This is a genomic window from Corynebacterium oculi (assembly GCF_001412105.1).
GTDB lineage: Bacteria > Actinomycetota > Actinomycetes > Mycobacteriales > Mycobacteriaceae > Corynebacterium > Corynebacterium oculi.
Map to the genome: position 1 here is coordinate 143,724 of NZ_LKST01000001.1, position 13,815 is coordinate 157,538.

The window sequence follows — 13,815 nt, forward strand, 5'->3', positions numbered from 1 at the left end:
CCGAATCCAGGAGAGTGACTCGTGAAGAGTTCCGTCGAGAAGCTGAGCGACACCCGTGTCAAGCTCACTGTGAATGTTCCCTTCGATGAGCTGAAGGGTGAGCTAGACCAGGCGTATGCCGCCATTGCGCAGCAGGTTTCCATTCCCGGTTTCCGCAAGGGGAAGGCTCCTCGCCAGCTTATCGACGCCCGCTTTGGCCGTGGCCCGATCCTGGAGCAGGTGGTCAATGACATGCTGCCCTCCCGCTACGAAGCCGCCCTGGGCGAGAACGAGCTGAACCCGCTGGGCCAGCCGGACGTGGACGTCACGGAGATCAAGGACAAGGAGTACGTGGAGTTCACCGCCGAGGTGGACGTGCGCCCTGAGTTTGAGGTGCCGGACTTCTCCGCCATCGAGGTCACCGTTCCCGCCCTCAAGGTGGATGAGGAGGCCGTGGACGAGGCGATTGACCAGCTGCGCGGCCGGTTCGCGGAGCTGAAGGACACCAAGCGCAAGCTCAAGACGGGCGATTACGCGATCATTGACCTCAAGGCCACCATCGACGGCGAGGTTGTGGACGAGGCCACCACCGAGGGCCTGTCCTACGAGATCGGCCAGGGTGACCTCATCGACGGCCTGGACACCGCCCTGCGCGGCATGAAGACCGGCGAGGACAACGAGTTCACCGCCAAGATCCGCAGCGGCGAGCACAAGGATGAGGAAGCCACCATCGCGGTGCACGTCCAGCAGACCAAGGAGCGCAAGCTGCCGGATCTGGACGAGGAATTCGTGCAGATGGCCTCCGAGTTTGACACGGTGGAGGAACTGCGCGAGTCCACCAAGAGCCAGGTGGAGGAGTCCAAGAAGGCGGAGCAGGCCACCGCTATCCGCGATGCCGTGCTGGAGAAGGCCCTGGCGGACGCGGACTTCCCGCTGCCGGAGGGCGTGGTGAACGAGCAGGTGCACAACCAGCTGCATCAGCTGCTGGGCCAGCTCGCCCACGACGAGGCGGCTTTGAACTCCGCCCTGGAACAGCAGGGCACCACCCGCGAAGAGTTCGATAAGGAGCAGCGCACCAGCGCCGAGGAGGCCGTGCGCACCCAGCTCTTCCTGGACGCCCTGGCGGAGCAGGAGGCCCCGGAGGTTTCCCAGCAGGAGCTGACCGATCACATCATGTTCACGGCGCAGGCCTACGGCATGGATCCCAACCAGTTCGTGCAGCAGCTCTCCCAGTCCGGGCAGATCGCTAACCTGTTCTCCGACGTGCGTCGCGGAAAGGCCCTGGCCGCCGCCATCTGCCGCACCACGGTGAAGGACGATGAGGGCAATGCCGTGGATCCCACGGATTACTTCGGCGAGGAAGAAGAGGAGTCCGAGGACAAGGAGTAAGCGCTCTTTCGCTTCTGTCCTGAAGAAAGCCCGGCCCCGGCGGCCGGGCTTTTTCCTGCGCGGGGGAGGAACCAACGCTGTGAGCGAACAAGGCCGTTTTTTGTGCCGGTGCGTCCCCTCGCGCGGGTAGCCTGTGGGAAGTATCGAGCAACCGAGACCAAGCGAGGAGAAGAACACGATCATGAACGCTTCCACCACGATGGCCGCAGAGGCTCAGGGGCTGAACCTGAGCGATTCTGTGTACGAGCGCCTGCTGCGCGAGCGCATTATCTTCCTGGGCAGCCAGGTGGACGATGAGATCGCTAATAAGCTGTGCGCTCAGATTCTGCTTCTGTCCGCCGAGGATCCCACCAGGGACATCTCCCTGTACATTAATTCCCCGGGCGGCTCCGTCACCGCGGGCATGGCTATTTATGACACGATGAAGTATTCCCCCTGCGACGTGGCCACCTACGGCATGGGCCTGGCGGCGTCGATGGGCCAGTTCCTGCTCACCGCCGGCACCCCCGGCAAGCGCTTTGCGCTGCCGCACGCCCGCATTATGATGCACCAGCCCTCGGCGGGCGTGGGTGGCACCGCCGCGGACATCGCCATTCAGGCGGAGCAGTTCGCGGCCACCAAGAAGGAGATGGCGCAGCTCATTGCGGAGCACTCCGGGCAGACCTTCGAGCAGATCACCAAGGACTCCGACCGTGACCGCTGGTTCACCGCCCAGCAGGCCAAGGAATACGGCCTGGTGGATCACGTGATTACCACCGCCCAGGGCTCCGTGAGCAACTAATAAGGAAAAGGAGAATATCCATGAACAACGCTTTCCAGATGCCCTCGGCCCGCTACGTGCTGCCCTCCTTTATCGAGCAGTCTGCCTACGGCACCAAGGAGACCAATCCTTATGCCAAGCTCTTCGAGGAGCGCATCATCTTCCTGGGGACCCAGGTGGACGATACCTCCGCGAATGACATCATGGCTCAGCTCCTGGTGCTGGAGGGATTGGACCCGGATCGGGACATCACCATGTACATCAATTCCCCCGGTGGTTCCTTCACCGCGCTCATGGCGATCTATGACACGATGCAGTACGTGCGCCCGGACGTGCAGACGGTGTGCCTGGGGCAGGCGGCTTCGGCCGCCGCCGTGCTGCTCTCGGCGGGGGCCAAGGGCAAGCGCGCCGTGCTGCCTAACTCCCGCGTGCTGATCCACCAGCCAGCCACCGAGGGTACGCAGGGGCAGGTTTCTGACCTGGAGATCCAGGCGGCGGAGATCGAGCGCATGCGCACGCTGATGGAAAAGACGCTGGCGGCCCACACCGGGCGCACTGCCGAGCAGATCCGCATTGATACTGATCGGGACAAGATCCTCACGGCGGAGGAGGCCGTGGAGTACGGCATCGCGGATCAGGTATTCCAGTACCGCAAGCTCAACGACTAACCGGGGGGGGGCTTATCGACGCCGGGGGCGTCGATAAGCATTATTCCGCCGCCGCAAGCAACTGGCGGTGCAGGGTGGTGTCCCCGGTGAGTTCCGGGTGAAAGGAGCACCCCAGCCGGTTGCCCTGGCGCACGCCCACGATTGCCCCCTCGTGCCAGGCGCAGGCGGTGGCGGCGGGCCCCACGGCGGTGACCTTGGGGCCGCGGATGAACGCCACGTCGAGGGCTGTGCCCTCCCAATCCACCCGGGTGCGCACGGAGGCGACCTGGGGGCCAAAGGCATTGCGCTCCACCGAGACGTCCAGTAGGCCCCAGCGGCTCAGCAGAATCAGCCCGGCGCAGGTGCCCAGCACGGGCGCGCCCTGCGCGATGGCGTGAATCAGCGGCTCGCGCACGCGGAAGATTCCCGCCAGGCGATCAATGGGGCCGGACTCCCCGCCGGGCAGTACAAAGGCATCGGGGGCATCGGGCCCGGTGACGTCCTCGGGGCGGCGCACCAGGCGCACCCGCGCGCCCAGCCCGGCGAGCATCTCGGCGTGCTCGGACACCCCGCCCTGGAGGGCGAGGACACCCACGTGAACCATGAATTACCAGCCTCGCTCCGCCAGGCGGTGCGGCGCGGGAAGATCACCCACGTTGATGCCCACCATGGCCTCGCCCAGGCCGCGCGAGACCTCCGCGATCACGGCGGGGTCGTCGTAGGCCGCGGTGGCGCGCACGATGGCGGCGGCGCGGGCGGCGGGGTCGCCGGATTTGAAGATGCCGGAGCCCACAAAGACGCCGTCGGCCCCCAGCTGCATCATCATCGCGGCGTCGGCGGGGGTGGCCACGCCGCCCGCGGTGAACATCACCACGGGGAGCTTGCCGGTGCGGGCCACCTCGGCCACGAGGTCATAGGGGGCGGCCAGATCCTTGGCGGCGGCGTAGAGTTCCTCCTCGCGCAGGTGGCGCAGAGCGGCGATCTCCTCGGTGATGGTGCGGATGTGGCGGGTGGCCTCGGAGACGTCTCCCGTTCCGGCCTCCCCCTTGGAGCGGATCATGGCCGCGCCCTCGGCGATGCGGCGCAGCGCCTCGCTCAGGTTGGTGGCGCCGCAGACGAAGGGCACGGTGAAGGGCTGCTTGTTGATGTGGTGGGTGTAGTCGGCGGGGGAGAGGACCTCGGATTCGTCGATGAAGTCCACCTTGAGGGATTCCAGCACCTGGGCCTCCACGAAGTGCCCAATGCGAGCCTTGGCCATCACGGGAATGCTCACGGCGTCAATGATTCCCTCGATGAGGTCGGGATCGGACATGCGGGCCACGCCGCCCTGGGCGCGAATATCTGCGGGCACGCGCTCCAAGGCCATCACGGCCACGGCGCCAGCCTCCTCGGCGATCTTTGCCTGATCGGGGGTGACCACGTCCATGATGACGCCGCCTTTGAGCATGTCGGCCAAGCCGCGCTTGACCAGGGGGGAACCGGTGGTGGATTGAGTCATGGGGGCCATTATGAGCGCGGCGATGGTCCAATCCTAGTGCCAATTCTGGGATATTTTTTTGTACCACTCCCGACTGGCCGCCCCTGTGTCCTGTCGGGACATTGCGGCTTGTGGTGACCACCATTACAGTGGGGGAGGTTGCTGCGAATCACCATTCGTCTGTGTGCCTGGGTGCGCTGGGCGCGTCGGGGCGAGCGGCGCAGCCGACAACGGCACCTGAGAACTAAGGAGCAAGAACATGTCGGAATCCGTCTACATCGTTGAATCCGCGCGATCCCCCATCGGAACATTCCTGGGGTCCCTATCCTCCTGCACCCCCATCGACCTGGGCGCTCACGTGGCCAAGGCGGTGATCGAGCGCTCCGGCGCCCCCGCCGACGCCTTCGACGCCTCCGTGTTTGCCAACGTGGTTACCTCCCGCCCGCGCGACGTATATACCCCCCGCGCGGTAGCCCTGGAGGCGGGCCTGCCCCAGTCCAGCCACGCCTACGCCGTCAACCGCCTCTGCGGCTCCGGCGTTCAGGCCATCGTCAGCGCCGCGCAGCAGATGATCACCGGCGATAGCAGCCTCGCGCTCGTCGGCGGCACCGAGGTCATGAGCGCCGCCCCGTATTCCATTCCCGGAATGCGCAAGGGCATCAAGATGGGCGACGGCACCCTGGATGACTGGCTCACCGGCGCGCTCACCGACCCCATGGGCAACGGCATCATGGGTATCACTGCGGAAAACATCGCGGAGAAGTTCGGCATCAGCCGCGAGCGGCAGGACGAGTACGCCCTGGAATCCCAGCGCCGCGCCCGCGCGGCCATCGACGAGGGGCGCTTCACCGAGCAGATCGTGCCCGTGCCGGTGCGCGGCGGCGAGTTCACCACCGACGAGCACCCCCGCGAGACCTCCCTGGAGGGGCTGGCCAAGCTGCGCCCGACCTTCCGTAAGGAGGGCACCGTCACCGCCGGTAATGCCTCGGGCATCAACGACGCCGCCGCCGTCACCGTCATGGCCAGCCAGAGCGCCGTGGACGAACACGGACTCAACCCCCAGGCCCGCGTGGTGAGCTGGGGCATCGCCGGTTGCGACCCCAAGTACATGGGCCTGGGCCCGGTGGGGGCCGTGCCCAAGGCGCTGAAGAAGGCCGGCTTGACCCTGGAGGACATCGACCTCATCGAGTCCAACGAGGCCTTCGCCGCGCAGTGCCTGGCGGTATCTGATCAATTGGGATTCGATCCGGCCAAGACCAACGTCGATGGCGGAGCCATCGCCCTGGGCCATCCGATCGGCGCCACCGGCGTGATCCTGACCACCAAGCTCATCGCCCGCCTGCGCGCCACCGGCGGCCGCTACGGCCTGGTCACGCTGTGCATCGGCGGCGGCCAGGGCATCGCTTTGATTCTGGAGGTTTAAGCATATGTCTGCCACGAACACCATTCGCACCGCCGCCGTCTTTGGCGCGGGCTCCATGGGCGCGGGGATCGCCGCCCACCTGGCCAACGCCGGGGTGAAGGTCCACCTGCTTGATATTCCCGCCGAGGGCGAGGATCGGGACGCCCGGGCCAAGAAGGGGATTGAACTTCAGCTCAAGCGGCACGGCTTCATGCGCCCGGAATACGCGGACAACGTGATTCCCGGCAACGTGGAGGATCACCTCGATCGCCTGGCCGAGGCGGAGTGGATCGTCGAGGCCGTCTTTGAGGATCTCAAGGTCAAACAGGACACCTTCCGCCGTATCGACGCCCACCGCACCCCCGGCACCCCGGTGAGCTCCAATACCTCCACCATTCCGCTCGCAGAACTCCTCGGTGGCCTGGACGAGTCCTTCCGCAAGGACTTTGCCATCACGCACTTTTTCAACCCGCCGCGCGTCATGCGGTTGGTGGAACTGGTGGCGGGCCCGGATACCCGCCCGGAGGTTACCCAGGCGCTCACGCAGGTGCTGGAGCGCCAGCTGGGCAAGGTGATCGTGGACTGCCGCGATACCCCCGGCTTCATCGCCAACCGCATCGGTAACTTCTGGATGGCGGCCGGCGCCCACATCGCCTTCGAGCAGGGCATCGCCCCGGAGCAGGCGGACACCGCCTTCGGCCGCGCCTTCGGCATACCGCGCACCGGGATCTTTGGCCTCTTTGACTACGTGGGCCTGCAACTGGTGCCCGCGATCTGGGGATCGCTGCTCTCCGCCCTGCCGGAGCAAGATGCCTACCACCGCTTTGACATCACGCAGCGCCCGGAGTTCACCACCCTGCTGGACAAGGGTTTCACCGGGCGCACCGCGCAGTCCGGCTTCTACCGGGGACGCGAGGAGGTCTTTGACTTCGCCGCCGGGGATTACCGGCCGCGTGAGAAGTACGCGGTGCCCGGCGACGCCCGCGAACTCCTCACCGCGGACACCCCCGAGGGGCGCTACGCCAAGGACGTGCTGCTGACCACCCTGACCTACTGCTGCGAGACCGCCCCCGAGATCTGCGACGCGGTGGATGCCATCGACTCCGCGATGGCCCTGGGCTACGGCTGGAAGAAGGGCCCCTTTGCCCTGGCAGACTCCCTGGGCGTGGAGTGGTTGGCCTCCCTCTACGAGGGAGAGGCACCGGAGCTTTTGACTGCCGCAGTCCAGGCCGGTGGCTTTTACGCGGATGGAAAGGTGCTGGGCAGCGACGGCATCCCGCAGGCTCCCCGCGAGCGCGAGGGGGTGGTCAAGGTGGCCGATCTGGTGGTAGACGCCGAGGTCATCGCCCAGAATGACGCCGCCACCGTGTTCAAGCGCGCCGACGGCATCGCCGTGTACACCTTCACCACCCCGATGAACGCCTGTAGTGTCGCGGCCCTGGACATCATGCGCGAGGTGGCGCAGCGCACCGACATTCGGGCCCTGGTGATCGCCTCCGATAACCCCACGGCGTTCTGCGCGGGAGCCGATCTGCCCACGATCGCCCGCCTGGCGGCCACGGGTGAGGCCGAGGCCGCCTACGAGGTGGTGCGCGCCGGGGCCGTCTCCCTCCAAGCCTTGCGCGATGCCGCCTTCCCCGTGGTGGGGGCCGTGCGTGGCGTGGCCCTGGGCGGCGGCCTGGAACTGCTGCTGCACACGGACGCCTCCGTGATCCACGCGGAGACCCGCGTGGGCTTCCCGGAGCGTTCTGTGGGGCTCTTCCCCGGTTGGGGCGGCACCGTGCGCGTGCTGGAGCGCCTGGTGGAGATGGGGGTGGAGAAGCCGCATGAAAAGGCCTTTGCCATGCTGCTGAACACCAAGCCGATCCCGGCGGTGAACCTCCCGCTGCTGCGCGCGGCGGATCGGGTGGTGCTCTCCCCGGATCACGTGATCGCGGACGCCTTCGCGCTGGCCGAGGAGCTGGCCGAGGGATACCAGCCCCCGGCCCCGGGGAAGCTGCCGCTGTACCCCGGCGAGCTGAGCTTTGAGGAGGGCAGTGAGACGGATAAGGCCATCGGCGCGGCCCTGGCCCGCGAGTACGCCGGCGAGGGCGAGATCGACGCCCACGAGCTTGGCCTGCGGGAGAGCCACGAGGCCTCCGCCGTGCTGGTGCAGCCTAAGAATGCGGAGCGCGCCATGCACATGGCCAAGACGCGCAAGCCGCTGAACAACTAGCGCGGCTGGGTCACAGAAAATAACGCAGAACGGGGCCCGGCCTCTCGGCATTAACTCAGCCGGGAGGCCGGGCCTCATGGCCGTTTTTATGCCGCCAGGGGCACCTCGCGCAGCTCGCGGCGCAGGATCTTGCCCGTGGCGGACTTGGGCACGGAATCTACCACGTCCACGTGCCGGATTTTCTTATACGGCGTCACCCGCTCGGCCACCCAGTCCATGATCTCCTGGGGATCGAGCAGGCGGCCTGCGGCGGGAACAACAAAGGCGCGGGGGATCTCTAGCCCCTCGCGGTACGCGCCCACTACGGCGGCATCGGCGATGTCATTGCGGGTGAGTAGCAGGGCCTCTAACTCGGAGGGGGCCACCTGGTACCCCTTGTATTTGATGACCTCCTTGGCCCGATCCACCACGTAGAGTTCCCCGGACTCGCCCTTCTCCACGATGTCGCCGGTGCGCAGCCAGCCTCCGGGGAGGATGGTGGCTGCGGTGGCCTCGGGGTTCTTGAGGTATCCCTGCATCACCTGGGGGCCACGAATGAGGAGTTCGCCACGGGTGGGGTGCTCCGCCAGCGTTTCGGGATCAACAAGCCGGCATTCCGTTAGCGGCAGGGGGCGGCCGATGGAACCGGGATCGGCGGTATCCAGGTCACCCAGCGTGACGATGGGGCTGGCCTCGGTCATGCCGTACCCCTGAACCACTCGGGCGTCCAGGCGCTTCTCCACCGCGAGGGCAAGCTGGGAATCCAGAGAGGCGGCCGCGGAGACGAGCACCCGCAGCGAGGACATGTCCACTGCCTCCACGGAGGGGTGCTTGGCGAGCGCCACCGCGATGGGAGGGGCGATGAAGGTGAAGGTGATGCGCTGTTCCTCGTGGGTGCGCAGGAAGAGCGAGAGATCGAAGCGGGCCATGGTAAAGATGTGCGCCCGCTGCACCAGCGGGAGGGTAAGCAAGATGGTCAGCCCGTAGATGTGGCTAAAGGGCAAGGGGGCGAGGACGCGGGCCTGGCTGGTCAGCCCGAGGGCCTCGACGGCCCCGCGCGCCTGGAAGATATTGGCCACCAGGTTACGGTGGCTGAGCTTGACCCCCTTGGGCGAACCCGTGGTGCCGGAGGAAAAGGGAATGCAGGCCAGGGAGTGGTCGGGATCGAGGGATACGTCCGGGGCGGGGAGCCCCTCGCGGTAAATGCTGGGGAGAGTGGAAGCCGGGAGGAAGAGGGCGCTCATGCTGGCGGAGCCGAGGGATTCGAGGGCGCTAAGCAACAGGACGGCACCGGAGTCGGAGACGATGCCCAGGGTGTCCTTCTGGTTGAGGAGCATGCCCATCGGGGTGGCGGTGGCCCCGGCCCGCAGCACTCCGTAGAAGGCCACGGCGAAGTCGATGGAGCTGGGCAATTGCACGGCCACAACGTCACCCGGCCCGATGCCCCGCGCGGCGAGGTAACCGGCGAAGGCGTCGATCATGGCGCGAAGTTCGCCATAGGTGACGTGCTTGCCGGTGTCCACCTCCGTGATGGCGGGGCGGTGTGCGTCGGCGGCGGAGAGGCCGTCAAAGACGCGGTCGTAGAGGGAACATGAAGGCGGAAGAGGCAGAGACATGGAACCTCCTTAGATTCCTTGAAGAAATGACTTAAGGGGTAAGTATGTTCCACATCTCTACGAAAGTCAAAAAGAATCCCCCGTCACTGTCGTGGCGGGGGTGAGGGGCTAGCTTCCGAACTTCTCCAGCAGCGCCAGGGCTGATTCCTTGCCCAGCCGGTGCGCGGCCAGGGGGCTATCGCCGGTGAGCAGATTGCGGTCGCGCAGGGTGGCGCCGGTCATGTCCTCGTTGGCGATCTCTAGGCCTGCCTCGCGTAGTTTCTCCCCGAGCCTCCAGGGCATCTCCCCGGGGAGGTAGCCGATCTCCAAGTTCGCCCCAAAGTCCAGGCGATCCGGGAATACCGTGATCCGATACCCCGCCAGGGGGTTGCCGCCTCGCCCCACCCCGGCCGCGAGCAGGGCGGCGGGCCCGTGGCAGAGCGTGATGATGAGGCGATCCTCGCGGAGGAAGAAGTCTAGGGCGTCGCGCAGGTCGGCGCTGTGCGGCAACCCATTCATGGCCGCGTGCCCGCCCGGAATGAAGACGGCCGCGTAATCCTCCAACCCGGAGGCTAGCAGCGTGGAAAGCCTGTGCGGGGCCTTGAATGCCTCCCTCGTGGCCTCCCAGGCAGAGGCCACGGCCTGATCCTCGCGGGGGTAGGCCCACCACTCGAACTTACCGGGGCCGCCGCTGAGGGTGGCCACGTCCACGCGGTATCCGGCCTCAAGGATGTGATGGAGGGGCAGGAGGGTTTCCACCGGGTGATTGCCGGTGGAGAAGAACGTGCCGTTGCGCATGAGCATGTAGCGCTCGTCGGCGGCGATCACCAGCACCTTCCAGCGGCCCCCGGTGTACTTTTCCTCGGTGGCAAGGCCGTCGAAGTTGGTGACGGGTGCGGTGTATTGGCTCAAAGAATAGGGCGAGGGATAGAAGGCGTTGTCCTCGCTGCGATCCGGGGTGGGGGTGCGATCCTGGGTGCTCATGGGTGGCCTTTCTGCGGTTGTGGCGGCGTAGCCGTTAGCCTTACCCACGGTAGAGGAGTGCGGGGGATCGTGCCCGGATACCGGAGAAGCCCCGGTGCCGCCGACCATGCGGCCGGGGCACCGGGGCGGGGTGGCGTGATCGGCCTAGCGGTAGGCGCTGACCCCGGTGATGGTCTTGCCCACGATGAGGGACTGGATGGTGTCCGTGCCCTCGTAGGTGTGCAGGGCCTCGATGTCCACCATGTGCCGGATCACATCGTTTTCCAGCAGGATACCCACGCCGCCGAGCATGTCGCGCGCGTTGGCGGCGATGGCGCGGGCCTTGCGGGTGTTATGCACCTTGGCCAGGGCGGCCTGCTTATCGGACAACGTGCCGTTCTCCTCCATCTCCAGCAGGCGGCGGCAGTACAGGCCCATCGAAACGACGTCCTGGAGCATGTCGGAGAGGCGCTGCTGAATGATCTGGAAGCTCGCCAGGGGCTTGCCAAACTGGATGCGCTCTTGGGCGTAGGACAGCGCCTTCTCGTAGCAGGCGATACCCAGGCCCAGGGCGGCCCAGGCCACCGCGATGCGGGTGCCGGCCAGGATCTCGGCGGTGTCGCGGAAGGAGTGGGCGTGCGGCAGGCGGTTTTCCAGCGGAATACGCACGTTATCCAGCTCGATCTCGGCCTGGAAGATGGCGCGCAGCGAGGCCTTGCCGGTGATGGTGGTGGCGTTGTAGCCGGGGGCGTCCTGCGGGACGATGAACCCGCCCACCTGGCCGTCCTCCATGCGGGCCCACACGATAGTGATGTGCCCCACGCTGCCCTGGCCGATCCACTTCTTGGCGCCGTTGATGACCCACTCGTCGCCATCGCGCACGGCGGTGGTCTCCAGGCCGATGGAATCGGAACCGTGATCGGGCTCGGTGAGGGCGAAGGCGCCGAGTACCTCGCAGCGGGCCATGGGGGCGAGATACTTTTCCTTCTGCTCCTCGGAACCGCAGGCCGCGATCGAGCGCATGGCCAGGCCGGATTGCACCACCACGGCGGTGCCGATGGAGCCGTCCAGGCGGCCCAGCTCCATGGTGACCAGGCGGTTGGCGCGGATGCTCATGGGCTCGAAGCCGGGGATGTCGATGCCATCGCGCACCAGGCCGTACTCGGCGGCTCGCTTGACCAGGGGGATCCGGTACTCGGCCTTCTCCCAGGCGTCGTTGACCTGATCGCGTACCTCGTCCGCGTAGGCACGGGTGGCGTTCCAGTACTCCAGATCCTTGCCGTCCACGTCGGCGAAGATCTGGTAGAAGTCTGCGGTGCTGTTGCTCAGGGGAGTGGACATGATGGTGACCTACCTTTCAACTAGGGCTATCCGCGAACGAATTGCCGTTCGTCTTACCAGTGTGATGCGTAACGCATTTTTCGTCAAGTAAGGGGGCGGTATCGGGCAAGTAATGTTATTCACATGGCCAATCAGCACCGGAGATCGCAGATCGCCGCCGCAGCGCTGACGCTCTTTAGCCAGCGCGGGTACAACGCCACGGGCATGGAGGACATCGCAGGTCACGTGGGCATAGCCACCTCTAGCCTGTATAACCACGTGGGATCCAAGCGGGAACTGCTCACCGAGGTGATTCTTTCCACCCTGCGCGGGCTGCTGGATAATCATCGCCTCGGCTTGCGCGGGATCGATGCCCCCAGCGAGCAACTCCACGCGGCCATGCGCCTGCACGTGTGCTACCACGCCCTGCACGCCCAGGCCACCAGGGTGGTCAACAACGAGATCGCGCATCTCGACGCCCCCTCGCGCGCCCAGGCCACCGAACTACGCCGGGAATACGTGCGGTGCTGGCAACGGATCATCGCCGCAGGAGTGGACTGCGGGGCCTTCACCGTGGCGGATGCCAAGGTGAGCGCCTACGCCCTCATCGACATGGGGTTGGGGGTGTGCCTGTGGTTTGACCCCCAGGCCGCCTACAGCGCCGAGGAACTAGGCGCCATGTACGCGGATATGGCGCTGCGCAGCGTGACCCGATGATCCCCCCGGCACCCCTGGATCGCGGCGCAGGCAATCTGCCGCACCAGATCACGCGCCACCTGCGGGGGCTTATCGACGCCGGCCGCCTCGCCCCCGGCGATCCCGTGCCCTCCACCAGGGCGCTGGCCGCCGATCTTGGGGTTTCCCGGGGCACCGTGGTGGCGGCCTACGAGCAACTTGCCGGCGAGGGTTACCTCGCCACCACGCACGGGGGAACCCGGGTCAACCCGCACCTGCCCGCCACCCATGTGCCAAGGAAGGCCCCGGCGGCGTCGATAGTCCGCGAGACGCGGCAGCGCGCCGATCTGCGCCCCGGAATCCCCAACACCGAGGCCCTCACCGGCACCGCCTGGCGCGCCGCCTGGCGGCAGGCAGCGGCCCAACCCAGCCGGGGCTACCCCGTGCCAGGCTCGCCCCGGCTACGCGAACTCATCGCGCAGCACCTGCGCGTCACCCGCTCCGTCTCCGCCCTACCCGACAATATCCTGATAACCTCCGGCGCCCGCGACGGCCTGCGCACCCTGCTCGGCGCCGTGGGGCAGCGATGCGTGGTGGCGGTGGAAAACCCCGGCTACCCCTCCCTGCGCGCGGTGCTGCGCGACCACGGACACCGCGTGGTGCCCGTGCCCGTGGACGGCGAGGGCATGGAGATTGATGCCTTGGCGCGGGTGCGGCCGCAGGTGGTACTGATTACCCCCTCCCACCAGTACCCCCTGGGGGCCGCGATGAGCGCGCCGCGCCGCCACCGGCTCCTCGACTACGCCGCCGCCCACGGCGCGATCGTGGTGGAGGATGATTACGACTCCGAGCTGCGCTACGTGGGCCAGCCCCACCCTGCGCTCGCGGCCGTGGATACCACCGGGCGCGTGGCCACCCTGGGCTCCTTCTCCAAGACCGTGACCCCCGGCCTGGGCCTGGGCTTCGTGCTCATGCCGCCCGCGCTGCGCGCAGACATGTGTGCCCGCGCCACCCCGGCCTCGGGCATGGTGCAGGACGCCATGACGCACTTCATGGAGGCCGAGGGACTGCGCCACCACCTCGCGCGCATGCGCCGGGAATACAAGCGCCGCCGCGACCTCTTCGCGGAGGTCTTTGCCCACGAGCGCGCCGAGCCGATGGACGGCGGCCTACACGCCGTGGTGTACCTCGATGACGCGCACGCGGAGGCCAACGCGGTGGCCGGGTGCGCGCGCCGGGGCATCGCGGTGCAGGCGCTATCCGAATACTGGAGCAGTTCCCAGCGCAGTGGCCTCGTGCTGGGGATCGGGGCCTACGGCTACGCCCGCACGCGGGAACTGCTGGGAGAGGTCCGCGAGGTGATCCGCGGCGCGGGACGGATTGACCCACGCGCTAAAGTGGAGGGAAGGTGAAC

General features: G+C 67.0%; 12 protein-coding genes. 7 read left to right on the forward strand and 5 right to left on the reverse strand.

The genetic code is table 11. The features are described from left to right. Positions 1–21 precede the first annotated feature (21 nt). The 3 genes from tig (at position 22) to Cocul_RS00745 (ending at position 2,796) form a co-directional block, all read left to right on the forward strand. A complete protein-coding gene (gene tig, locus Cocul_RS00735; protein WP_055121407.1) occupies positions 22–1,368 on the forward strand; it encodes a trigger factor in 1,347 nt (448 codons plus the stop codon). Positions 1,369–1,549: 181 nt separating this feature from the next. After that, a complete protein-coding gene (locus tag Cocul_RS00740) occupies positions 1,550–2,149 on the forward strand; it encodes an ATP-dependent Clp protease proteolytic subunit (protein ID WP_055121408.1) in 600 nt (199 codons plus the stop codon). A gap of 20 nt (positions 2,150–2,169) precedes the next feature. Then, positions 2,170–2,796: an ATP-dependent Clp protease proteolytic subunit gene (locus Cocul_RS00745; RefSeq protein WP_055121409.1), complete on the forward strand. Its 627-nt coding sequence runs from the start codon at positions 2,170–2,172 to the stop codon at positions 2,794–2,796. A 40-nt stretch (positions 2,797–2,836) separates the two neighbouring features. Here the strand turns inward: Cocul_RS00745 and pdxT are convergent, their stop codons facing one another. Both pdxT and pdxS read right to left on the reverse strand, forming a co-directional pair. Continuing rightward, positions 2,837–3,379 carry a pyridoxal 5'-phosphate synthase glutaminase subunit PdxT gene (gene pdxT / locus Cocul_RS00750; protein ID WP_055121410.1) on the reverse strand — a complete coding sequence of 181 codons (543 nt, stop codon included), beginning with the start codon at positions 3,377–3,379 and terminating at the stop codon, positions 2,837–2,839. Between the two features lie 3 nt (positions 3,380–3,382). Further along, positions 3,383–4,273 carry a pyridoxal 5'-phosphate synthase lyase subunit PdxS gene (gene pdxS, locus Cocul_RS00755; RefSeq protein ID WP_055121986.1) on the reverse strand — a complete coding sequence of 297 codons (891 nt, stop codon included), beginning with the start codon at positions 4,271–4,273 and terminating at the stop codon, positions 3,383–3,385. Positions 4,274–4,511: 238 nt separating this feature from the next. Between pdxS and Cocul_RS00760 the strand changes: the two genes are divergently transcribed. Both Cocul_RS00760 and Cocul_RS00765 read left to right on the forward strand, forming a co-directional pair. Then, positions 4,512–5,675, forward strand: a complete 1,164-nt coding sequence (locus Cocul_RS00760) for an acetyl-CoA C-acyltransferase (RefSeq protein ID WP_055121411.1) — start codon at positions 4,512–4,514, stop codon at positions 5,673–5,675. A gap of 4 nt (positions 5,676–5,679) precedes the next feature. Continuing rightward, complete coding sequence (locus Cocul_RS00765; protein WP_055121412.1) at positions 5,680–7,869, forward strand: 3-hydroxyacyl-CoA dehydrogenase/enoyl-CoA hydratase family protein; 2,190 nt, start codon at positions 5,680–5,682, stop codon at positions 7,867–7,869. Positions 7,870–7,955: 86 nt separating this feature from the next. Here Cocul_RS00765 and Cocul_RS00770 read toward each other — a convergent pair whose 3' ends face one another. The 3 genes from Cocul_RS00770 to Cocul_RS00780 all read right to left on the reverse strand — a co-directional run bounded on the left by Cocul_RS00770 (position 7,956) and on the right by Cocul_RS00780 (position 11,747). Further along, positions 7,956–9,464: an AMP-binding protein gene (locus Cocul_RS00770; protein ID WP_055121413.1), complete on the reverse strand. Its 1,509-nt coding sequence runs from the start codon at positions 9,462–9,464 to the stop codon at positions 7,956–7,958. Positions 9,465–9,572: 108 nt separating this feature from the next. Continuing rightward, positions 9,573–10,427, reverse strand: a complete 855-nt coding sequence (gene hchA / locus Cocul_RS00775) for a glyoxalase III HchA (protein ID WP_055121414.1) — start codon at positions 10,425–10,427, stop codon at positions 9,573–9,575. A gap of 144 nt (positions 10,428–10,571) precedes the next feature. Further along, positions 10,572–11,747: an acyl-CoA dehydrogenase family protein gene (locus tag Cocul_RS00780; protein WP_055121415.1), complete on the reverse strand. Its 1,176-nt coding sequence runs from the start codon at positions 11,745–11,747 to the stop codon at positions 10,572–10,574. Positions 11,748–11,870: 123 nt separating this feature from the next. Here Cocul_RS00780 and Cocul_RS00785 point away from each other — a divergent pair, with 123 nt between their 5' ends. Continuing rightward, positions 11,871–12,443: a TetR/AcrR family transcriptional regulator gene (locus tag Cocul_RS00785; RefSeq protein ID WP_055121416.1), complete on the forward strand. Its 573-nt coding sequence runs from the start codon at positions 11,871–11,873 to the stop codon at positions 12,441–12,443. Then, on the forward strand, positions 12,440–13,813 hold the full coding sequence (gene pdxR, locus Cocul_RS00790; RefSeq protein WP_055121417.1) for a MocR-like pyridoxine biosynthesis transcription factor PdxR: 1,374 nt from the start codon (positions 12,440–12,442) through the stop codon (positions 13,811–13,813). Before Cocul_RS00785 ends, pdxR begins: the two co-directional genes overlap by 4 nt. Positions 13,814–13,815: the final 2 nt, after the last annotated feature.